The organism is Pseudomonas sp. NPDC087346 (genome assembly GCF_044744235.1).
Classification (GTDB): Bacteria; Pseudomonadota; Gammaproteobacteria; order Pseudomonadales; family Pseudomonadaceae; genus Aquipseudomonas.
Genome location: NZ_JBIUXX010000005.1, coordinates 110,814 through 131,662 on the forward strand (window position 1 = coordinate 110,814; position 20,849 = coordinate 131,662).

21 protein-coding genes are annotated in these 20,849 nt (G+C 59.4%); 12 read left to right on the forward strand and 9 right to left on the reverse strand.

What is annotated here, in order from left to right; translation table 11 throughout:
• Positions 1-184: 184 nt before the first annotated feature.
• Positions 185-1,687: an aldehyde dehydrogenase family protein gene (locus ACIOZM_RS05090; RefSeq protein WP_401210202.1), complete on the forward strand. Its 1,503-nt coding sequence runs from the start codon at positions 185-187 to the stop codon at positions 1,685-1,687.
• A 64-nt stretch (positions 1,688-1,751) separates the two neighbouring features.
• Here ACIOZM_RS05090 and ACIOZM_RS05095 read toward each other — a convergent pair whose 3' ends face one another.
• The 3 genes from ACIOZM_RS05095 to cynS all read right to left on the reverse strand — a co-directional run bounded on the left by ACIOZM_RS05095 (position 1,752) and on the right by cynS (position 3,220).
• Positions 1,752-2,411: a carbonic anhydrase gene (locus tag ACIOZM_RS05095; protein ID WP_401210205.1), complete on the reverse strand. Its 660-nt coding sequence runs from the start codon at positions 2,409-2,411 to the stop codon at positions 1,752-1,754.
• A gap of 18 nt (positions 2,412-2,429) precedes the next feature.
• Complete coding sequence (locus ACIOZM_RS05100; protein ID WP_401210208.1) at positions 2,430-2,666, reverse strand: DUF2790 domain-containing protein; 237 nt, start codon at positions 2,664-2,666, stop codon at positions 2,430-2,432.
• Between the two features lie 86 nt (positions 2,667-2,752).
• A complete protein-coding gene (gene cynS / locus ACIOZM_RS05105; RefSeq protein WP_401210212.1) occupies positions 2,753-3,220 on the reverse strand; it encodes a cyanase in 468 nt (155 codons plus the stop codon).
• A 123-nt stretch (positions 3,221-3,343) separates the two neighbouring features.
• On the opposite strand from cynS, the gene cynR reads away from it, so the two are divergent.
• On the forward strand, positions 3,344-4,222 hold the full coding sequence (gene cynR, locus ACIOZM_RS05110) for a transcriptional regulator CynR (RefSeq protein ID WP_401210215.1): 879 nt from the start codon (positions 3,344-3,346) through the stop codon (positions 4,220-4,222).
• Positions 4,223-4,410: 188 nt separating this feature from the next.
• Here cynR and ACIOZM_RS05115 read toward each other — a convergent pair whose 3' ends face one another.
• The 3 genes from ACIOZM_RS05115 to ACIOZM_RS05125 form a co-directional block, all read right to left on the reverse strand.
• Positions 4,411-4,740 (reverse strand): hypothetical protein, encoded by a 330-nt coding sequence (locus ACIOZM_RS05115; RefSeq protein ID WP_401210218.1) that lies wholly within the window; start codon positions 4,738-4,740, stop codon positions 4,411-4,413.
• Between the two features lie 510 nt (positions 4,741-5,250).
• Entirely contained in the window at positions 5,251-5,754 is a 504-nt protein-coding gene (locus ACIOZM_RS05120; protein ID WP_401210221.1) for a GNAT family N-acetyltransferase, read from the reverse strand.
• 176 nt (positions 5,755-5,930) lie between these two features.
• Positions 5,931-7,874: a DNA topoisomerase III gene (locus ACIOZM_RS05125; RefSeq protein ID WP_401210224.1), complete on the reverse strand. Its 1,944-nt coding sequence runs from the start codon at positions 7,872-7,874 to the stop codon at positions 5,931-5,933.
• A 288-nt stretch (positions 7,875-8,162) separates the two neighbouring features.
• Between ACIOZM_RS05125 and ACIOZM_RS05130 the strand changes: the two genes are divergently transcribed.
• Positions 8,163-9,572, forward strand: a complete 1,410-nt coding sequence (locus ACIOZM_RS05130; protein ID WP_401210226.1) for a serralysin family metalloprotease — start codon at positions 8,163-8,165, stop codon at positions 9,570-9,572.
• Between the two features lie 197 nt (positions 9,573-9,769).
• Positions 9,770-10,138, forward strand: a complete 369-nt coding sequence (locus ACIOZM_RS05135; RefSeq protein ID WP_401210229.1) for a DUF427 domain-containing protein — start codon at positions 9,770-9,772, stop codon at positions 10,136-10,138.
• Between the two features lie 70 nt (positions 10,139-10,208).
• On the opposite strand, the gene ACIOZM_RS05140 is transcribed toward ACIOZM_RS05135, so the two are convergent.
• The 3 genes from ACIOZM_RS05140 to ACIOZM_RS05150 form a co-directional block, all read right to left on the reverse strand.
• Positions 10,209-10,817 (reverse strand): hypothetical protein, encoded by a 609-nt coding sequence (locus ACIOZM_RS05140; RefSeq protein WP_401210232.1) that lies wholly within the window; start codon positions 10,815-10,817, stop codon positions 10,209-10,211.
• Between the two features lie 136 nt (positions 10,818-10,953).
• Entirely contained in the window at positions 10,954-12,576 is a 1,623-nt protein-coding gene (locus ACIOZM_RS05145) for an MFS transporter (RefSeq protein WP_401210235.1), read from the reverse strand.
• A gap of 117 nt (positions 12,577-12,693) precedes the next feature.
• On the reverse strand, positions 12,694-14,346 hold the full coding sequence (locus tag ACIOZM_RS05150; protein WP_401210238.1) for a GMC family oxidoreductase: 1,653 nt from the start codon (positions 14,344-14,346) through the stop codon (positions 12,694-12,696).
• A 133-nt stretch (positions 14,347-14,479) separates the two neighbouring features.
• Between ACIOZM_RS05150 and ACIOZM_RS05155 the strand changes: the two genes are divergently transcribed.
• The 8 genes from ACIOZM_RS05155 to ACIOZM_RS05190 all read left to right on the forward strand — a co-directional run bounded on the left by ACIOZM_RS05155 (position 14,480) and on the right by ACIOZM_RS05190 (position 20,848).
• The gene (locus ACIOZM_RS05155; protein WP_401210240.1) at positions 14,480-15,361 is read left to right on the forward strand and encodes a LysR family transcriptional regulator; all 882 of its coding nucleotides are present in this window, start codon (positions 14,480-14,482) and stop codon (positions 15,359-15,361) included.
• A gap of 51 nt (positions 15,362-15,412) precedes the next feature.
• Positions 15,413-16,198, forward strand: coding sequence for a hypothetical protein (locus ACIOZM_RS05160; protein ID WP_401210243.1), 786 nt, complete (start codon positions 15,413-15,415; stop codon positions 16,196-16,198).
• An 86-nt stretch (positions 16,199-16,284) separates the two neighbouring features.
• The gene (locus ACIOZM_RS05165) at positions 16,285-16,497 is read left to right on the forward strand and encodes a DUF4287 domain-containing protein (RefSeq protein WP_401210245.1); all 213 of its coding nucleotides are present in this window, start codon (positions 16,285-16,287) and stop codon (positions 16,495-16,497) included.
• Between the two features lie 209 nt (positions 16,498-16,706).
• Complete coding sequence (locus tag ACIOZM_RS05170; protein WP_401210248.1) at positions 16,707-17,543, forward strand: AraC family transcriptional regulator; 837 nt, start codon at positions 16,707-16,709, stop codon at positions 17,541-17,543.
• 68 nt (positions 17,544-17,611) lie between these two features.
• Positions 17,612-18,190: a LysE family translocator gene (locus tag ACIOZM_RS05175; protein ID WP_401210251.1), complete on the forward strand. Its 579-nt coding sequence runs from the start codon at positions 17,612-17,614 to the stop codon at positions 18,188-18,190.
• 120 nt (positions 18,191-18,310) lie between these two features.
• The gene (dapF, locus tag ACIOZM_RS05180) at positions 18,311-19,117 is read left to right on the forward strand and encodes a diaminopimelate epimerase (RefSeq protein ID WP_401210253.1); all 807 of its coding nucleotides are present in this window, start codon (positions 18,311-18,313) and stop codon (positions 19,115-19,117) included.
• A gap of 444 nt (positions 19,118-19,561) precedes the next feature.
• Positions 19,562-19,924: a DUF6124 family protein gene (locus ACIOZM_RS05185; RefSeq protein WP_401210256.1), complete on the forward strand. Its 363-nt coding sequence runs from the start codon at positions 19,562-19,564 to the stop codon at positions 19,922-19,924.
• 561 nt (positions 19,925-20,485) lie between these two features.
• Complete coding sequence (locus ACIOZM_RS05190; protein ID WP_401210259.1) at positions 20,486-20,848, forward strand: DUF6124 family protein; 363 nt, start codon at positions 20,486-20,488, stop codon at positions 20,846-20,848.
• The last annotated feature ends 1 nt before the right edge of the window (position 20,849 follow it).

Genomic DNA, 20,849 nt, shown 5'->3' on the forward strand with positions numbered 1-20,849 from the left:
TGCTAGCGATTGCTGAGTGTCAGCTGGCATTAATTTGCCTGATCGACCGCATTCGCTAGCAGGCTAGCTCCCACAGGGGTTGTGTGTCGGTTCTGCAAGGTAAGTCCCACAGGGTTTTGTGTTGCTTGAGGGGTAGGTGTTCCTATACATTTTCCGGCCGCCCTCTGCATGGTGAATCCGTTTTATGTCTCTCGCGCTCGAACGTCTCGTCGCTGGTACGCCGATCCCTTTCGCTGGTAACCGCGTCACCGTGGTCAGCCCCGAACTGGCCGCGCGTTTCCAGCCCGGTGACCACCTGCTGGTGGAGCAGGTGAGTGGCGAGTTGTTGCTGATTCCGGTGGTCGATCAACAAGCGGCAGCGGTGGCCATCGAACGCGCGGCGGCAGCCTTCACAGCGCTATCGACGGTGTCTGATGAGGCGATCAGCCGTTTCTTCGATCTGTTCGCGCAGCGTCTGGAATCCGCGGAATGCTGGACGCAGATCGAATCCGCCAACCTCGCCGACATCGAGCGCGCCAAAGCTCGCGGGCGCTCCACCACCCGACTGTTCGCCGATGAGCGCATGCGCCGCGACATGATCGCCGGCCTGCGTGCCTGGCGTGATGCGCCAGCCACTCGCGGCAAAGTCATCAGCAGCGTCGAACATGACGGCTGGAAGGTCGAGCAAGTGGTGTCGCCGCTGGGCATCGTCGCGTTTGTCTTCGAAGGGCGGCCGAACGTTTTCGCCGACGCCGCTGGTGTTCTGCGGACCGGCAACACCGCTGTATTGCGTATCGGCAGCGATGCGTTGGGCACCGCAAAAGCCATCGTCAGCCACGCACTGAACCCGGCGCTGGTCGATGCTGGTCTGCCGGCGGGCGCGGTGTCGCTGGTGGAAAGTGTCAATCACGCGGCTGGCTGGGCAATGTTCGCCGACCGTCGTCTGTCGTTGGCGGTGGCCCGTGGTTCGGGGCGTGCGGTCAGTCAGTTGGGCAGCATCGCCCAGCAGGCCGGCACCGCCGTCAGCCTGCACGGCACCGGTGGCGCGTGGCTGGTCGCGGATCGTGATGCCGACGCCAAACGCTTTGCGGCGGTGGTGCGCAATTCGCTGGATCGCAAGGTTTGCAACACCCTCAACGTTTGTCTGATTCAACGTGAGCGTGCCGCTAAGTTGGTGCCGCTGTTTCTTGAAGCGCTGAAGCAGGCTGGCACCGCACGGGGGCAGGGTTGCAAGTTGCACATCGTCGAAGGCAGCGAAAGTTACCTGCCGACCGATTGGCAGAACGCGACGGTTGAGGTCTATCGCGCCGAGGGTTATCAGACTGAAGCACTGGCCGAACCGTTGGCGGAAAGTCAGTTGGGCCGCGAGTGGGAGTGGGAAGAAACTCCTGAAGTCAGTCTGATGATTGTCGAGGATCTGGATCAAGCGACTGGCTTGTTCAACCGCTACAGCCCGCAGTTCACCGTGTCGCTGATCAGCGAGGATGCGCAGGTGCAGGAGCGTTTTTATAACGCGGTCAACGCGCCGTTTGTGGGTAACGGCATTACCCGTTGGGTCGATGGTCAGTACGCGCTGAACAAGCCGGAACTGGGGCTTTCGAACTGGGAGAGCGGGCGGTTGTTTGCGCGCAGTGCGATTCTTTCGGGGGATGGCGTGTTTACCGTGCGCAGCCGCATGACTCAAATTGACCTGACGGTAAAACGCTAAACCTGATTGTTAACCTGTGGCGAGGGAGCAAGCTCCCTCGCCACAGGGGTTTTCCGTTGTTCTTTCAGGCGGCGTTGGTTGTTTGAGCGTGGATGGCGCACGTTGCAGGTTGATCAGCCAGCGATACAAAGGTGCGGCGGTCTGACGACAGCGCATCGATCGAGCCGGTCTCGATGTCATACACCCAGCCATGCAAATTCAGCAGGCCTTTCTCCTGGGCCAGGCGCACGCTCGGATGCGTCTGAATGTTCGCCAGTTGCGCGATCACATTCTCACGCACCATCGAACTCAATTTCGCCGCTTCATTAGCATGCGGGCGGGACTCGTTGACCACTTTCGCCGACTCGGCGTGTTGCAACCAGCCACTGACGGCGGGCAGGTGATCCATGCATTTACACTGGGCGATGGCGGTCATTGCGCCGCAATCGGAGTGGCCGCAGATCACGATGTCGGTCACGCCGAGCACCGCTACCGCGTATTCCACGGTCGCCGAAACCCCGCCCGGATGCGGGCTGTAGGACGGCACGATATTGCCGGCGTTACGGACCACGAACAGTTCGCCGGGCTCTTGCTGGGTCAGCAGTTCAGGCACGACACGGCTGTCGGAGCAAGTGATGAACAACGTGCCGGGATGCTGGGTGGTGGCCAGGTGTTTGAACAGTTCGGTGCGTTGTGGAAACGCTTCGTTCTGGAACTTCAGGAAGCCTTCGATCAGGGTTTTCATGGTGTTGTCCTCAGGGGCTTAGTTGGAGCAGCCGGTGCCGAATTCGCTGTAGTGCAGGGTGTGTCTGCCGCCGTTCGAGTCGAGATAGACCATGTCCACCGGGACTACGCCGCAGATGTCGGCGACCGGGCTGATGCTCACCACTTCCGCGATGTCCAGGTCCATGCCGTAGCGATAGGCTACGGCGTCTTCTTCAGCGTGGGCCTGGGCGGCGAAACCGGCGAGCAGGGCGAGGGCCAACAGAATTTTTTGCATGGGGCAGCCTCCAGACGAATGTGGTGACGACTTCAGAATTCGGGTTTTTGGGGGGGGCCCGCACCGAGGGTGCGGGCCGGGATGGATCAGAACGGACGCAGTGGCAGGAACTTGCCGTCGAGGGTGACAACGGCGCGGGAGCCGCCTTCCGGGTCTTCGACTTTCTTGATGTCCAGTTTGAAGTTGATGGCGCTGATGATGCCGTCGCCGAACTGCTCGTGAACCAGTGCTTTAAGGGTGGTGCCGTAGATCTGGATCATCTCGTGGAAACGGTAGATGGTCGGGTCGGTCGGCACACCGCTGAGGCTGCCGCGCAACGGGATGATCTGCAGGGCGGCGACGCTGTCGGCGTCCAGTTCCAGTTTGTCGCCAACAACCTGGGCGGCGTCTTGCGGCAGCGGGTGTTGGCCGAGCAGGGCAGCGGTGACGTAGGCCAGGCTCAGGCCAGTGCCGTCGGCAAGATCCTGCCACGACAGATTTTTGCGCGCCTTGATGTCGAGAATGTGGGTAGTCAGGGCCAGGCTGGTGTCGTTGTAGGCGTGGGACTGTTGCATGGTGTCACTCCTTTCAGGGATTGGCTTGCTGTGTGTGGGGTTCATCTTCTGCCGATTGACCCATAGCGTCCAAGACCGATATACAATGCTTCGCATAAGTCCTGCCTATAGATGGTGTGCCCCATGCTGTTACGACATTTGCGATATCTGCTGGCCGTTGCCGATCACGGCGGCTTCACCCGTGCGGCCGAGGCGCTGCACGTATCGCAGCCGACTCTGTCGCAACAGATTCGCCAACTGGAAGAATCCCTTGGGGTGAATCTGTTCGACCGTACCTCGCGCACGGTCAAGCCAACCGATGCCGGCGCGGCCTATATCGAATGTGCGCGGCGGGTGCTGGTGGAATTGGAGGCGGGCAAGCGGGCGCTGCATGATGTGAAGGATCTGTCCCGGGGCAGCTTGCGCCTGGCGATGACGCCAACCTTCATGGCGTATCTGGTCGGGCCGTTGGTGCGCGATTACGCGGCGCGATTTCCGGGGATTCATCTGCAGATTTTCGAGTTGTCGATGGACGACATCGAGGCGGGTCTGGCGGATGACTCGCTGGATATCGCGATTGCGTTCACGCCGGTGCGTCACCCGGATATCGAGTGCATTCCGGCATTTACCGAGACATTGGGGATCATGGTCGGGCGCGAGCATCCGTTGTACGACAGCACAGCGGTACTGACGGCCAATGATGTGGCGCAACTGGACTTCGCCTTGCTGGCGCCGGACTTCATCACGCGGTTATCGATTGACGAGTATTTCCGTCAGCACGGGATCACGCCGACAGTACGGATCGAAGTGAACTCGGTGAGTACCTTGCTGGAGGTGATCCGCCATGCGCCGATAGCGACGATGTTGCCGGAGGCAATTGCGACTGAGGATCGGGCATTGCGCAGATTGCGTGTCGAGAGTGAAGCGCCACAGCGCGGTGCGGCGTTGTTGCGGCGGCGGAACAATTATCACAGCGCGGCGGCGGTGGCGTTTATGGAAATGCTGCTCGCCCCCGGAATCTGATCAACAACGCCAATCCCCCTGTGGGAGCTAGCCTGCTAGCGATGGCAGTGTGTCAGGCAATGCGAATGCTGGATGTACCAGCCTCATCGCCAGCAGGCTGGCTCCCACAAGGGGGGGGTGTATTTCAGATAATAAAAAAGGCCTGCTCCGTATTGGGAGCAGGCCCTTTTTGTTATGTGTAGTGCGGATCAGTAGAACCGATCAATCACCCGAACTTCATTCTTGTTCTGCATCGAGTCCCATGCGTGTTTCAGAGTCTGCAGAACATTGCCGATGAAATCCGTGTCGGCTGCGGCTTTCTTGCCGACATAACCGTGGCCGCGACGGTACATCTTCAGGCGGGCCAGCAGATTCTGGTGGTTCTGGTCGAACTCTTCTTCACCAGCATGCGGCGACAGGCAGTCGATATGCACCTGACCCGATTTGCTGATCCACAGGATATGGCTGTCGTGGCTGTCTTTTTGCGCAGCGAACATACGAGCCAGTTCTTCGATAGTCGGTTGATTGTTCAGATTCATGATTGTGCCCCTTGACCAGTTTGGTGATCGTTCAAAGTTGATTCGCTAATACAGGTAGCCCATCGGTTAGTTGATCCCTGGCACCGAAACCAGGACGTCAGCGGTCGCCCGTGATAAGTACGGGGTCGTGCATCTGTTGCATGTAGTCGTGTTGAATAACTGCTACGCAATAGCGTCACAACGAGGAGAAGCAGCGAAAACCGTAAGGCCCCATGTCGACGTTTTCAGGGTCGACGCACAAGCATCTTGAGAATTTTCGCCAGCATTCTCGTCCTTGTACTGGACGTTCAGGCCAGGTCAGCTTCTTCAATCTGCCTTGTGGGCAGCGTGTATCCGGAAAAAACAACTCGGCGGTCAGACGAGTTTGCTCAAGCGTGTTACCAGTGTTCCCGATCGGGGAACGTCCTCATCATGCAAAAGCAAAACGACGCCGTCAACGGTTTTGTAGTGATTATTTTCAAGCACTACATATTGTCCGACAAAGCTGTTTTGGAATGAGAAAGGATCTGCTCAGGCGGCAGAAAAGCCGCTCGAAAAAGCGTAGAAGGTGCACGGATAACCGTCCACTTCGCGGTGATGCAGGCTGAATTCGCCGCCGCTCAGATCGGGGATGACCCTGGCCCAGAACCGCTGGGCCGGCAGGTTGGCGTCGATGTGGAAAATTTGCCACTGACCGGGGAAACGGTTCAAGAGGGCAGAGACGACAAACTGCGCGACGCCTTGGCCACGAAAGCGCCGGGTGATGAAGAAGTAGCCGATGTTGTGCTCGGCGCCGTCGATATGGGTGTCGTTATCCACGGTGACGAATCCGGCCAGTTCACCATCGACCTTGATCAGGAATGGGCGGGTGGCGGGTTGGCGCCAGTAATCGAGTTTGGGCTGGATGGGGAAGAAGCCATGCTCGGCGAGTGTCAGCGGCAGCCATTCGCTGAAGTCGTACATGTAGAACTGCATCAGGTTTTCGATGGTTTCAAGGTCATCGCGGTGGGCGGGGTGCAGTTCGATGTTGGGCATTGTGGTGAGCCTTCAACTTAAATGGCCCCATCATTGTGGACTCACATTTTGTGGCGAGGGGATTTATCCCCGTTGGGCTGCGCAGCAGACCCATACTATTCTTGAGTCAAAAGAGGGGCCGCTTCGCGACCCAACGGGGATAAATCCCCTCACCACAAGGTTGCAGCAAATCAGAGTTATTTGGCCTTGGGTTTCGCTGTGCGTTTGGCGGTGCTGGTGGTTTTGCTTCTGGTCGATTTGCGTTTGTTTTTCCACGGCGTCGCAGCCTTCCCCGCAGGTGGCGGGCCGCTGATGGTCAGGCTCAACACCGAACATCGCGCCACTTGTTTGCTCATCCACGCAGCCTGTTTGGTGACGAATTCCTCCAGACTCATTTCGCCACTCTGCACCATGTCCAGCGCCTGTTCCCAGATCGCTGTGGTGCCCGGATCGGCAATCGCCCTTGGCACGGCGTCGATCAGGCTGAAAGCGGCCGGCGTCGCGGCCAGTGCCTTGCCGTTTTTCACCAGATAACCGCGATCCAGCAGGCCCTGAATGATCGATGCCCGGGTGGCCTCGGTGCCGATGCCGGTAGTGTCCTTGAGCTTTTGCTTGAGCAGCGGATCTTCGACCAGTTTGGCGACGTTTTTCATGGCCTTGATCAGATCGCCCTCGGTGTAGGGCTTGGGCGGTTGCGTCCATAGATCCTTGAGTTTCACGTCCGCCACTGCGCACTCAATACCTTGGGAGAGAGTCGGCAGGGTTTGCGGTGCGGGGGCCTCACGGCCCTTGGCTGGCGCCAATGCTTCGGGCAGTGCGCGTTTCCAGCCCGGTTCGACAATCTGTTTGCCGACGGCGCGCAACGGCTGCCCGGCGCAGTCGAAGTCGGCCTGGGTGCGGTCGAATTCATGATTGGGCAGAAACTGCGCCAGATAACGTGCGCGAATCAACGTATAGACCGCACGATGTTTGCCGGTCAGGCGTTCGAGGTTTTTGGCGGCGGCGGTGGGGATGATGCCGTGGTGCGCGCTGACCTTGGCATCGTTCCACGCTCGCGAGCGACACTGCGGTTCCAGATGACCTTGCAGCGCTTCAAGGCTCGGGTCGGCCTGACGCAGCGCGGCGAGAATCCCCGGTGCCTCGCTGTGCTGGCTCAGTGGCAGGTAGCCGCAATCGCTGCGCGGATAGGTGACGACTTTGTAGGTTTCGTACAGGGCCTGAGCGATGTCGAGGGTTTCCTGCGCGCCGAGGCCGAGCTTCTTCGAGCAGACTTCCTGCAAGGTGCCGAGATCGAAGGGCAGCGGCGCCACTTCGCGCATGCGCTCGGTGCGCAACTTGACCACCCGGGCGCTTGCGGCGCTGTTGATGGCGGCGGCCGCTTGTTGCGCCAGTGCCTGATTCAGGCAGCGATCCTGATCGTCACAGACATCCGACGGCGCGCGCCATTGCGCGGTAAACGCCGTGCCCTCGTGCAGCAATTGCACATCGATGGCCCAGAACGGCACCGGCACGAAATCGGCGATGCTGCGGTCGCGATCGACCACCAGCCGCAGTGTTGGCGTCTGTACCCGACCCACTGGCAACACGCCTTGATAGCCCGATTGCCGACCGAGCAAGGTGAACAGCCGGCTCATGTTCATGCCGATCAGCCAGTCAGCGCGGGAGCGACCCAATGCCGAGTGATACAGACTGAAAGTCTCGGCGCCGGGTTTCAGCGTGGCCAGTGCCTTGCGAATCGAAGCCTCATCCAGTGCCGACAGCCACAAACGACGAATCGGCCCGCGATAACGACAGTGCTCGACCAGTTCCCGGGCAATCATTTCGCCCTCACGGTCGGCGTCGGTGGCGATGATCAACTCGCTGGCCTCGCCGAGCAGGCGTTTGACCGCTTTGTACTGGCTGGCGGTGCGCGGCTTGACGGTCATTTTCCACTTGTCCGGAATGATCGGCAGGTCCGCCAGCACCCAGCGCTTGTAGCGGGCGTCGTAGGCATCCGGCGGCGCGGTTTCCAGCAAGTGGCCGATGCACCACGTCACTGTGACGTCCGTTCCCAGCCAGCAGCCATCGCCCCGGCGCTTGGCGCCGAGCACGGCCGCAATATCCTTGGCCTGAGAAGGTTTTTCACAGAGGTACAGCCGCATAACCACCATCGTCGATCGGGTCCGAAGAGGTGCACAGAATGGCCGGAGTTTGGCCTCGGGGCAACTTTTATCTGTATGGATATACAGATAAAAAGCATTGCCGCAAATGACGGGCAAAGTGGGGACACGCCGGGCGCTATCGAGAAATTGATTAGCGAGGGAGCAACGGCTATGTCAGGTTTTTTGCGCCCTCTTTCACCATGAAGCAGGGCGAGTGGCAGGACGATCTCGCCAGAAGATCGCCGTGGTCTGTCGGACACTGACTCTTTTGAAACAAGGAAGTACACGATGCTTCAAGCAACCTCCAAGGCCAGCAGCGCCTATACCGCAGTCGACACTTTCAGCCACCTGTATGACCGTGGCGGCAGCGAACTGGTCAACGGTAAACCATCGTTCACCGCCGATCAGGCTGCCGACGAAATCCTGCGCAAGAACCTGTCCTGGGGCGACAAAAACGCTGATGGCAAGATCGACCTCAGCTACACCTTCCTGACCGACAAACCGGCGAACTACAACGCCAAACTGGGTAACTTCAGCGAGTTCAGCGCCCAGCAAAAGGCTCAAGCGGTGTTGGCCATGCAGTCGTGGTCGGACGTAGCCAACGTGACCTTCAGCGAAGGCAAGGGCGGCGACGGTCACATGACTTTCGGCAACTACGACGTCAGCACCGGTGGCGCCGCATTCGCTTACCTGCCGAGCGGCAGCAGCTATGACGGCCAGTCGTGGTATCTGATCAACAACCAATATCAGGTCAACAAGACCCCGGACACCAGCAACTACGGGCGTCAGACCCTGACCCACGAAATCGGTCACACCCTCGGCCTGTCGCACCCGGGCGCGTACAACGCCGGCAATGGCAACCCGACTTACGGTGACGCCAAATACGCCGAAGACACCCGTGGCTACAGCCTGATGAGCTACTGGAGCGAAGCCAATACCGATCAGAATTTCAGCAAGGACGGCATCGGTGCCTACGCCTCGGCGCCGTTGATGGATGACATTGTCGCGGTGCAGAAACTCTACGGTGCCAACTTCCAGACCCGTGCCGATGACACGGTTTACGGCTTCAATTCCAACGCCGAACGCGACTTCTACAGCGCCACTTCAGCGTCGTCGAAAGTGGTGTTCTCGGTGTGGGACGGTGGCGGTAACGACACCCTGGATTTCTCCGGTTTCGGCCAGAACCAGAAGATCAACCTCAATGAAGGTTCGTTCTCTGACGTTGGGGGTCTGGTCGGCAACGTGTCCATCGCTCACGGCGTGACGCTGGAAAATGCCATTGGTGGTTCGGGTAACGATCTGCTGATTGGTAACTCGGCGGCCAACCAACTGGTGGGCGGTGCCGGTAACGACATCATCTACGGTGGCGGTGGTGGCGATACATTGTGGGGCGGCGAGGGCGCGGACACCTTCGTGTTCGGTGCTGCCAGCGATTCGACCATGACCGCGCCGGACTGGATCATGGATTTCACCAGCGGCCTGGACAAGATCGACCTGTCGGGCATCGCCGGTTTTGCCTCGGGCGCGGCCACGCTGAACTTCGTCAGCGGCTTCACCGGGCACGCGGGCGACGCGATCCTGACTTACTTCGCGCAGACCAATCAGACCAGCCTGATGGTCGATCTGACCGGCCAGGGTTCGGTGGATTTCGCGGTGGGTGTGGTCGGGCAGGCGGTGGCGGCTGATGTCGTTGCGTGATCTGAAACTGACAGGGTCATAGCCGGTAAACCGGTGCTGTGGCGAGGGAGCTTGCTCCCGCTCGGCGGCGAAGCCGTCGTAAACTCGGAAATCGCGTTATACCTGACACACCGCGATTGCTGATTTTGGGGCCGCTACGCAGCCCAGCGGGAGCAAGCTCCCTCGCCACAGTCACTTCCATGACCCTGGAGAAGCAGATGAAAACGTCCGGTCTCAACCCTGTCATCACCCTCGAAGAACTCCCAGCCTGCCTCGTGGTGAAATTCCACGGCATCCAGGTCGCCGCTTCCTCCCACGTACTCGTACTGAAAGAGGCCAACTACCCGCCGGTGTATTACGTCCCCCGTGAAGATATCGACGAAAAGTATTTCGCCCGCACCGACCACACCAGCTATTGCCCGTACAAGGGCGACGCCAGCTATTTCAGTCTGCAAGTGCCAGGTGCCGAAGGGGCGAATGCCGTGTGGACCTATGAGAATCCGAAAGTCTCAGTCAAGGACATACAAAACTACGTCGCGTTCTATCCCGATCAAGTGAAGTTCGAGATGATCGAAGCTGAGGCTTGAGGTCAATCGTGACGGCTCGTCATGAGCGACGAGCCGCATTCTTTCAGTGAGCAGGCAAAACCGGGTCTGCTCAGGCTCTCAACAACAGCAGGGCCACCATCGGGTAATGCTTGTTGTCGTGACTGCGGGTTTTCTGCGCATTCTCCGGGGTGATCCAGGCAAGCGCGTCACTTGGCAGCGCATGAAGCATTTCCTTGAACGCCTGAATTTGTTCAGCGTCAGCCTCGACGTCTAACGAGTGAGGCGCGACAAACACCGCACCCAAACGAGGCTCGTGATAATCGAGCCGGCCCGCATCGTCAGTGGCCAAAGAGCACTTTTCGAGAATTCGCTTCTGCGCATTCAGCAGGTCATCGATAGCGACGTAGCAGACCTTGGCCTCGATGCAATATCCCCATTCATCATTGGCGATGTACAAGTCATTACGGCCAATCGAGGTGGTTTTCTCACTCGCCTCGGTCGCGATCTTGCTGATCTGGTATTCCTCGATGGCCGTCCAGTCAGCCTTCCAGGCCGCGCCGGCCAAAATGCTGACGTTGGCCTGTTCGTTGTACCAGTAAGGCAGGTCATCGGCGTCCCAGACACGCACATAGCGCTCGGTGCAGGCGATCCAGCTCTGCAGCACCGGTTTGAGGGGGACTAGCGTCGGGCAGGAAATGCGCACGTATTGATCGTTCATCGGGACTGATCCTTGTCATGTGACGGAGTGATGCAAAGTGCGCGGATGATATTTAAAAGCCATCACTCTGTCGACGTCGGCACCCGACATAAAAAATCCGCTTCAGGACAAACCTGAAGCGGATCAAGTGCAGCAATCAGTTCTTGTCGAGATCGATATTCTTCGTCTCACGCAAACAGATCATCCCCACCACCAGGCTCACCCCGGTCACCACCACCGGATACCACAGCCCGTAGAAAATATCCCCGGTGTAGACCACCAGCGCAAACGACACGGTGGGCAGGAATCCGCCGAACCAGCCGTTGCCGATGTGGTACGGCAGCGACATCGAGGTGTAGCGGATGCGCGTCGGGAACAGTTCGACCATCAGCGCCGCGAGCGGTCCGTAGCACATGGCCGAGATGATGATCAGCGCCACGATCAGCGCGACAATCATCGGTTTGTTGATCTGCTGCAAGTCAGCTTGTTGCGGGTAACCGGCGAGGGTCACCGCGCCGCGCAGGGCGGATTCGTCGAAGCCGTCGAGCTTCACGTCACCGACGCTGACCTGCACGCCGCTGCCGGCTGGCGCTGCGACGCTGGAGTAGGGCAGGCCTTGCTTGACCAGGAAGGTTTTGACCTTGTCGCACGGGCTGTCGAATTTCGCTTTGCCCACCGGATCGAACTGGAAGGTGCAAGTCGCAGGGTCGGCGAGCACGGTGATCGGCGCCTGACGGCTGGCCTGATCGATGGCCGGGTTGGCGTAGTGCGCCAGGGATTTGAAGATCGGGAAGTACAGCGCCGTCGCCAGCAGCAGGCCGAGCATCAGGATGGGTTTGCGTCCGACCTTGTCCGACAGCCAGCCGAAAATGATGAAGAACGGCGCGCCGATGACCACGCTGATGATCAGCAGAGTGTTGGCCACCGCCGGGTCCATTTTCAGGAACTGGGTGAGGAAGAACAGCACGTAAAACTGCGCGGCATAGAAGGTCACCGCTTGCCCGGCGTTGATGCTGAACAGGGCGATCAGCACCACTTTGAGGTTTTCCCATTTGCCGAAGGACTCGCGAATCGGCGCCTTGCAGGTTTTGCCTTCCTCTTTCATTTTCAGGAACGCCGGCGACTCGTGCAGGCTCAGGCGAATCCAGGTGGAAATCCCCAGCAGCACAATCGACAGCAGAAACGGAATACGCCAGCCCCAGACTTCGAACTGATCGCCGGTGAAGTAGCGGCAGCCGAGCACCACCAGCAGCGACAGCAGCAGACCGAGGGTGGCGGTGGACTGAATCCAGCTGGTGTGGAAACCGCGTTTGCCGATCGGCGCGTGCTCCGCGACGTAAGTCGCGGCGCCACCGTATTCACCGCCCAGCGCCAGACCCTGGAGCATGCGCAGCACCACCAGAATGATCGGCGCGGCAATGCCGATGCTGGCGTAGGTCGGCAGCAGACCGACGCAGAACGTCGCGATACCCATCAGGATAATGGTCGCGAGAAAGGTGTATTTGCGCCCGATCATGTCGCCCAACCGGCCGAACACCAACGCGCCGAACGGCCGCACGACAAAACCTGCGGCGAACGCCATCAGCGCGAAGATGAACGCCGTGGTGTCGTTGACCCCGGCGAAAAACTGCTTGCTGATGACTGCCGCGAGGGCGCCGTAGAGAAAGAAGTCATACCACTCGAACACCGTCCCTAGCGACGAAGCGAAAATGACTTTCTGCGTGGCATTGCTGGTGCCGGCATCGCTCGTGGCGTCCAGCGGTTGAGCGTGTTCTGACATATCGGTATCCCTCACAGTGATTGTTTTTGTTGTTCCACTGGTGAATCAGATGCAAATCCCTTGTGGGAGCCAGCCTGCTGGCGAAGGCGGTGTATCAACTGACATAAATGCTGAGAGTTACTCCGTCATCGCCAGCAGGCTGGCTCCCACAAGGTTTGTGGTTACAGCCGTAGGGTTGAGGATCAATTGCGCCGCCTTCTCCGCAATCATCAGCGTAGGCGAACAGGTATTGCCCGAGGTAATACGCGGCATGATCGACGCATCGGCAATCCGCAAACCCGGCACCCCATGCACGCGCAACTGCGCATCGACCACCGCCTCAGCGTCATTGCCCATGCGGCAGGTGCCGACCGGATGGAAAATCGTCGTGCCAATCGCCGCCGCCGCTTCGTGCAATTGCTCTTCGGTTTGCAGGCTTTCTCCGGGCAGATATTCCACCGGGTTGAACGCTTGCAGGGCAGGGGCGCTGACAATGCGCCGGGTCAGGCGAATAGCATCCGCCGCCACACGCAAATCTTCCGGATGGCTCAGATAATTGGGCTGAATCAGCGGCGCCGCTTGCGGGTCTACCGAACTGATTTCGATACGCCCGCGACTTTGCGGACGCAAATCACACACCGAAGCGGTAAACGCCGGGAAGCTATGCAGCGGCTCGCCAAAACGCTCCAGCGATAACGGCTGCACGTGATACTCAAGGTTCGCCGAAGCCTGCTCCGGCCCCGAACGGGCAAACGCGCCCAACTGACTCGGCGCCATCGACAGCGGCCCGCTGCGGTCGTACAGATAACGCAGGCCCATGCCCATCTTGCCCCACACGCTGCCAGCGATCTGGTTCAGCGTGCGTGCATTTTCCAGCTTGTAGATCAGCCGCAATTGCAGGTGATCCTGCAAATTGCCGCCCACCCCCGGCAGCTCATGAATCACCCCGATACCGAGGCGTTCCAGCAACGGACGCGGGCCAATCCCGGAGCGTTGCAGAATGCTCGGCGAACCGACGGAACCGGCGCACAACACGATCTCCTTGCGCGCCTTGAAGCGTTTGAGCTGACCTTCATGCCGCGCACTGACCGCCGAGGCGCGGCCGTCTTCCAACAGCACCCGATCCACCTCAACCCCGGTCAGCACCGTCAGATTCGCTCGGTTGCGAATCGGCTTCAAAAACGCCTTCGCCGCGTTCCAGCGCACCCCGGCCTTCTGATTGACCTGGAAGTAGCCGCAACCCTCGTTATCGCCCTGATTGAAGTCATCGATACTGGCGATGCCGCTCTGCTCGGCAGCGCTGCGAAACGCATCCAGAATCGGCCACGACAGACGCTGCTGCTCAACCCGCCATTCACCCTTGGCGCCGTGAAATTCAGCGGTGCCGGCAAAGTGGTTTTCGCTTTGTTTGAACAAGGGAAGGACATCGTTCCAGGCCCAGCCCGGATTGCCATCCGCTGCCCAGCCGTCATAGTCGCCGGCCTGGCCGCGCATGTAGATCATGCCGTTGATCGAAGAACAGCCGCCGAGCACCTTGCCGCGCGGATAACTCAGGCTGCGGCCGTTCAGGCCTGACTGCGCTTGGGTCTTGAAGCACCAGTCGGTGCGCGGATTACCGATGCAGAACAGGTAACCCACAGGAATATGAATCCACGGATAGTTATCGCGCCCGCCCGCTTCAAGCAGCAGTACGCGTTGTTGCGGATCGGCCGAGAGCCGATTGGCCAACAGGCAACCGGCCGGACCGGCGCCGACCACGATGTAGTCGAACTCATCGAGGGAAGTCTGCATTCCCTGACCTCACTTATTGTTTTTGTTGTCAGTCATCCTAGTTGTTAGCTTTCGTCAAAAGAATGTTAGTTTTTGCGCAGCCGCTGTGCGTTTTTAAACAGCACTTACAGACCATAGCCCACAAGGACTGACGATGTTCGACTGGAACGACCTGCGGTTTTTTCTTGAGCTCCAGCGCAGCGGTCGCCTGCTGACCGCTGCCCGGCGCTTGAACACCACCCACGCCACCGTCGCCCGACATATCGAAGCCATCGAAAAAAGCCTCGGCACCGCACTGTTCGTCCAGCACGCCCAAGGCTACGAAATGACCCCGGCGGGGGAGGCGCTGCTGAAACATGCCGAAGCCATGGAAAACGTTGCGCTGCTGGCTCAGGAAGAAATCACCCAATCCACCGCGCCGCTGGGCAAAATCCGCGTCGGCGTCACCGAAGGGCTCGGCGTGATGTTCCTCGCCAGCCGCATGATCGGCCTGTTCGAACGCTACCCCGGCCTGGAAGTGGAACTGGTCGCCGTGCCGCGCTTCGTCAGCATCCTCAACCGCGAAGCGGAAATCAGCATCCACCTCGAACGCCCGGCCGCCGACATGCTGGTCACGCGCAAACTCACCGACTACCGCCTCGCGCTCTACGCCAGCCAAGGCTACCTCGACAACGCGCCCCCGCTGCGCAGCCGCGAAGACCTCGGCCGCCACGCGTGGATCGGCTACGTCGACGACCTGCTGTTCAGCCAGGAACTGGTGTTCCTCAACAGCTTCTGCCGCAACCCCCGCGTGGTATTTCACAGCACCAGCGTCATCGCCCAGCAACAGGCAGCGAGGTCGGGAATGGGCATTGCTGTGCTGCCTTGTTATATGGCGGCGGATGATCCGGAGTTGGTGGCGTTGTTGCCGGAGGAAGGGATTCAGCGCAGCTACTGGATCAGCACGCGCAGGGAGTTGCACAAGTCGGTGCGGTTGCGGGTGGTCTGGGATTATGTGGTGGAGTTGTGCGAGGCGGAGCAGGGGTTGTTGCGGTAACGACAGCAAAACATCACTTCTCTACAAGACCCAAAAGGATACGTACTGGTCATGAAACTCATCGAATGGGCTGATTTGAAAAAGCTTTATAAGTGCAGCCGTAGACGACCTAATAAGCTGCTGTTCAAGCGCGAGAATATCCGCAGGTTATGGCCCATGTGGGCGACTGTAGCGTCAACGATTCCACTCACTACTTTTGCAGGCTTCGGTATCAAGTATCCGATATTGATCCCTTTCGCCTACCTGGCTCTAGTGCCCTGGGCCATCGCGCTTTACTCCACTCGATTCAAGGCATTGCGCATGGTTTATCCCCAGCAGTTTGCTGACCATGCCATTGATCGTCAGTCCTGGCGGGAAAAAGAAAATGTTCTTTGCTATGCCTTTTTTCTTGAAGCCATGCGCGACGAGGGTTACACGGCTACGCAACTGCGGGAGTTATCGGCCTATTCTGACCTCACTGGTAAACCCCCAAGACCGGCGCTTTCACAGAATCTAGGCTTTGCTTCGCTCATCGCACTAATGATTGCGCTTGCTGCTGAAGCTATTAAAGTCGCGCCGATTTTTACGAGTAAAGGGTCAGTAGTTTTGATGCTGGGTTTTATTGTATTGGGCATTTATGGAACGGTTCTGGACGGTATTCACAGTTTGGTCTATGAAAAAGGCTGGATAAAACGCTATCTGGACTTGGCCGCTTTCGATATTGAAGAGTTTGTTCATCGCGACCAACAGTTGAATTTCGAGGCGGCCACGCAGGATAGTCAGCCCACCTCGCACAGCCTCCATTCGCTAGACGCGGAGGTTCGCGCACCTGTTTCTCAAGTTGGAGAGCCAAGTTGATTGCCTGATGGCAACGAGGCGGGTCTCTTTTTTGAAAAGGGGCTCCGCGTTCTCATGAAATGCCCAACAGAAAAGGAGTTTGCGTCATGAGCGAAGACAGCAAAGTAAAAGGCCCGGCATCCTACTTCCCGTCCATCGAGAAAAAGTACGGCCAACCCATCGACCACTGGCTGAACCTGCTCGCCAGCGTCACCGACAAAAAACACATGGAACTGGTCGCCTGGCTCAAGGACGAACACGGCATGGGCCACGGCCACGCCAACGCATTGGTCGCCCATCATCTGGCCACCACCCGATAGGCGCTGCCAAAAGCTGCGATCTATAGACTCTCAACAATCCCAGGCACACCTAAATCCCTGTGGGAGCCGGGCTTGCCCGCGATGAGGCCAGCCCGTTCACCGCATCTCGTCCGGAATAATCGCCATCCCGGCTACCCCATGCACAAACCTTCTAGCCGAACCCGACCATTTGTGGATTACTACCCCCAGCCCACCACCGTACCCAAGCCATGAGCAACTGGATCAACCTCGCCCACGATCGGGAAACCGGGATCGAAACCCTGCACGCGCACTTCGCCGGGCACGCGCACGCGTACGATCCGCACTGGCATGAAACCTATCTGATCGGCTTCACCGAGCAAGGCGTGCAGCGCTTCAACAGTCGCAGGGCGCGGCATGACAGCACGCCGGGCAAGGTCTTCATGCTTGAACCCGGTGACATCCACGACGGCGATGCGCCCAGCCCGGAAGGCTTCACCTATCGCATGCTCTATCTCCAGCCCGCATGGCTGGAACAGGCAATGGGCGGATTGATGGACTGTGCGGGTGGCGGTTTGCCGGGCATCGGCAGCGTGCTCAATGACGACCCGGCACTGGCCCGGGCAACCTTGCTCGCCTTCAACGCGCTGCATCAGCAAGACGTGCGCATGGTCCGCGAAGTGGCGCTGGACTCGCTGGTGGAACGGCTCGCCGTGCACCTCTACAAACGTGCGCAACCAATCGCCGCCAACCGCGCACCGCTGATCGCCCGACAGGCCCGGGATTACCTCATGGCCTACCACGAACAAGACATCAGCCTGCACACGCTGGCCGAGGCATGCGGCACCGACCGTTTTCGCCTGACCCGAGCGTTCAAGGCTGCCTATGGACTGGCGCCCCACGCCTGGCTGATCCAGCTGCGCCTCAGCCGTGGCCGGCAGATGCTCGCTGCTGGCGTACAGCCAATAGACGTCGCCAGCCGACTCGGTTTCGCCGATCAAAGCCACTTGGGCCGCTGGTTCGTCCGCGCCTACGGCATCACCCCGGGCGCCTATCAACAGCGCGCCATTGGCGTCAGCCGCCGCTGAACAAACGTTCAAGACTGCCACGCCCCGCAACCGACACAGTACGCCCTCAATTCCTACAGGGCCGTGCCATGCTCGCGTTTATCCTCTTTGCCTTCGTCGCCTCCATCACCCCGGGCCCGACCAACCTGATCGTCCTCAGCACCAGCGCCCGACGCGGCTGGCGACCCTGCCTGCCGATCATCCTCGGTGCAGGCGTCGGTGCAGCGTCGCTGGTGTGGGTCGCCGGCGCCGGCGCCAGCACGCTGATGCTGCCCGGTGTGCGCCCGATCATCAGCGGCCTCGGCCTGTGCTGGATGCTGTGGCTGGCGTGGCAGATCTTCACCGCGCCGGTCACCGCCATCGACCCGGTTGCCGGCGAAGAAAAGCCCGAAATGGGCCTGATCGGCGCGGCGCTGTTGCAATGGGTCAACCCCAAGTCATGGATGATGGCGATTGCCGTGATCAGCGTGTTCACCGCGCAAGGGCAGGGGCTGAACGCACTGTGCCTGGCGTTCTTTCTGGTATCGCTGCCGTGTCTGGCGATCTGGGCACTGCTCGGTCGAGGCGCTGCCCGATGGCTCAGCAACCCGGAGCAATTGCGCTGGATGAACCGGGTATTGGCGGTGCTGCTGGTCATCTCATCGAGTGCTGCGTTGTTGCACGGGTGATCAACGTCAGTAAATGAAAGTGCGGGGCAGGGTGGTTGCCGGAACAACGTATCCGGGTCACTCTGTGGCCTGTCGAGGAAGGATCATTCGCTATCTTGAAAGACAGCAAAGGACATATGGATGCCGCTCGCCTTTCATAAAATGCACGCCAACGGCGATGACTTCGTCGTGATCGACGCCCGCTACACACCGAACCCCATCACCAGCGAACTGGCGCGGCGACTGGGCGACCGCCATCGCGGCATTGGCTTTAATCAACTCGCGGTGCTGCTCGCTTGCGACGACGCTGCCGCACGCCTGATCTTCTGGAATGCCGACGGCTCGCCGCTGGATGTGTGCGGCAGCGCAACCCGAGGCGCGGCAGATTGGCTGATGCGCGAATCCTGTCTGCGCTCGATCACCCTGCGAACCGAGCGCGGCCTGCTCACCTGCCAACGCACCGCCACCGACACCATTTCCGTGAGCATGGGCGAACCCATGTTCGACTGGGCCGACATTCCCCTGGCCCACGAACTCGACAGCGCAACCTTGCCACTGGCCGGCGACCCGGCAGCGTGCAGCATGGGCAATCCCCACTGCACCTACTTCGTCGACGACCTCAGCGAAATCGACATCGCGATCCTCGGCCCGAGCATCGAAACCAACCCGCTGTTCCCGCGCAAAACCAACGTCCACTTCGTCCAGATCATCAACCGCCAACGTATTCGGCTGCGCATCTGGGAACGCGGTGGCGGCATCCCGCTCGGCTCCGGTTCCTGCTCGTGCGGCGCTGCGGTTAACGGCATACGACGCGGCTTGCTCGACGACACCGTCGAAGTCGAATGCGACGGCGGCATCGTCACCGTCCAATGGAACCGCAGCGGCCCGGTCATCCTCACCGGCCCGGTAGAAACCATCTTCTCCGGCACAATCCCCCAACAACCCTGACGCCACAACCCCATGCAGGAGCTGCCGAAGGCTGCGATCTTTTGACCTCAACCCCCATTAAGCAGAGATTTACATTGCTGTACTAAACAGCAAATCCCGAGGCTGTTTAAAGCGAATGCCCAGTCACTTCCGATTGCCTACAACGCCTTGCGCCATCGGCTACGACTAAGCCAGAATCCGCTGGCTTGTGCGTCTGGCGCTCCGTCCGTAACGTGGTTCCTGTCACTGCTCATCAGTGATCGGGTCTGCAAGCCCGCCGAAAAACCAGTCGCATAGCCATGCCAAAGGACGCTTGTTTTACGTCCATTCAATGGCGGCTTTGTGCGGGAGACCTTCGGGTCTGCCGGGTGCCTGGTTTCCCGGTCTTGCAGACCTGCACAAAGCTGCCACCCATCATCTGCAAGTGATGTTGGTAGCTCCTAATGAACAATCAGGAGTTTCACCATGATCAAACCAACACCCAACCCGCCAGAATCAGATCCAGTTTCCCCCTACGAATCCCTCGACTCCAAAAAACTCCACGAAGCCGCCGAACGCGCCCTCGATCACTACCTCTCGCCTGCCAGCCTGATCATGGCCAGCACCAACAAACCCGAACCGATGTACCTCGCCAACCCCAAGTGCGACACCGAATCCCTGCTGGCCAACGCCAGCGAAACCCTAGGCTCGGCCACCACCATGCTCAACGACTTCGCCGCACTGCTCGACAACTCACACCGCAAAACCGCACTCGGCATCGCGCAAATAGTCATGTTGAGCGAACTGGCCGTAAACCAGGCGCTGGACAACGTCGAAATCCCCAACTGACCGACGCGACGACGAGGGGAAACCCTCGTCACGAATAGCTGACTTGGTCGCCGGCACAGAGGCAGCAGCCGCTGGGCTAATTTAAATGATCGATGACTGGAGGCCTGAACCAATCAACCCTAACGCCACAACCCCCTGTAGGAGCTGCCGAAGGCTGCGATCTTTTGACCTCAACCCCCATTCAGCAAAGATCTGCAACGCTGCTCTAAACGGCAAACCCCGAGGCTGTTTAAAGCGAATGCTCAGTCACTTCCGGTTGCCTACAACGCCTTGCGCCATCGGCTACGACTAAGCCAGAATCCGCCGGCTTGTGCGTCTGGGGCGCGGGTTCTATCGTTTGCCGGTCACTGAAAAACAGTGATCGGGTTTGGTAGCCCGGTGTTAGATGTACAGGTCCATCATCGCCGAGATTCTTTGTCTCGGATTTATGGTGGTCATGTACAGGGCGTCCTAGGGCGCGCCGGAACCTAACACCCGGTCTACCAACCTGTGCATGGCCGCCACCCTTCGTTTGGTAGCGAAAGGGTGAAGCCTCCACTAAATGTGTTAGGAGCTTCATCAATGATCAAACCAACACCCAACCCGCCAGAATCAGATCCAGTTTCCCCCTACGAATCCCTCGACTCCAAAAAGCTCCACGAAGCCGCCGAACGCGCTCTCGACCACTACCTCACACCCGCCAGCCTGATCATGGCCAGCACCAACAAACCCGAACCGATGTACCTCGCCAACCCCAAGTGCGACACCGAATCCCTGTTGGCCAACGCCAGCGAAACCCTCGGCTCGGCCACCACCATGCTCAACGACTTCGCCGCACTGCTCGACAACTCACACCGCAAAACCGCACTCGGCATCGCGCAAATAGTCATGTTGAGCGAACTGGCCGTAAATCAGGCGTTGGACAACGTCGAAATCCCGAACTGAC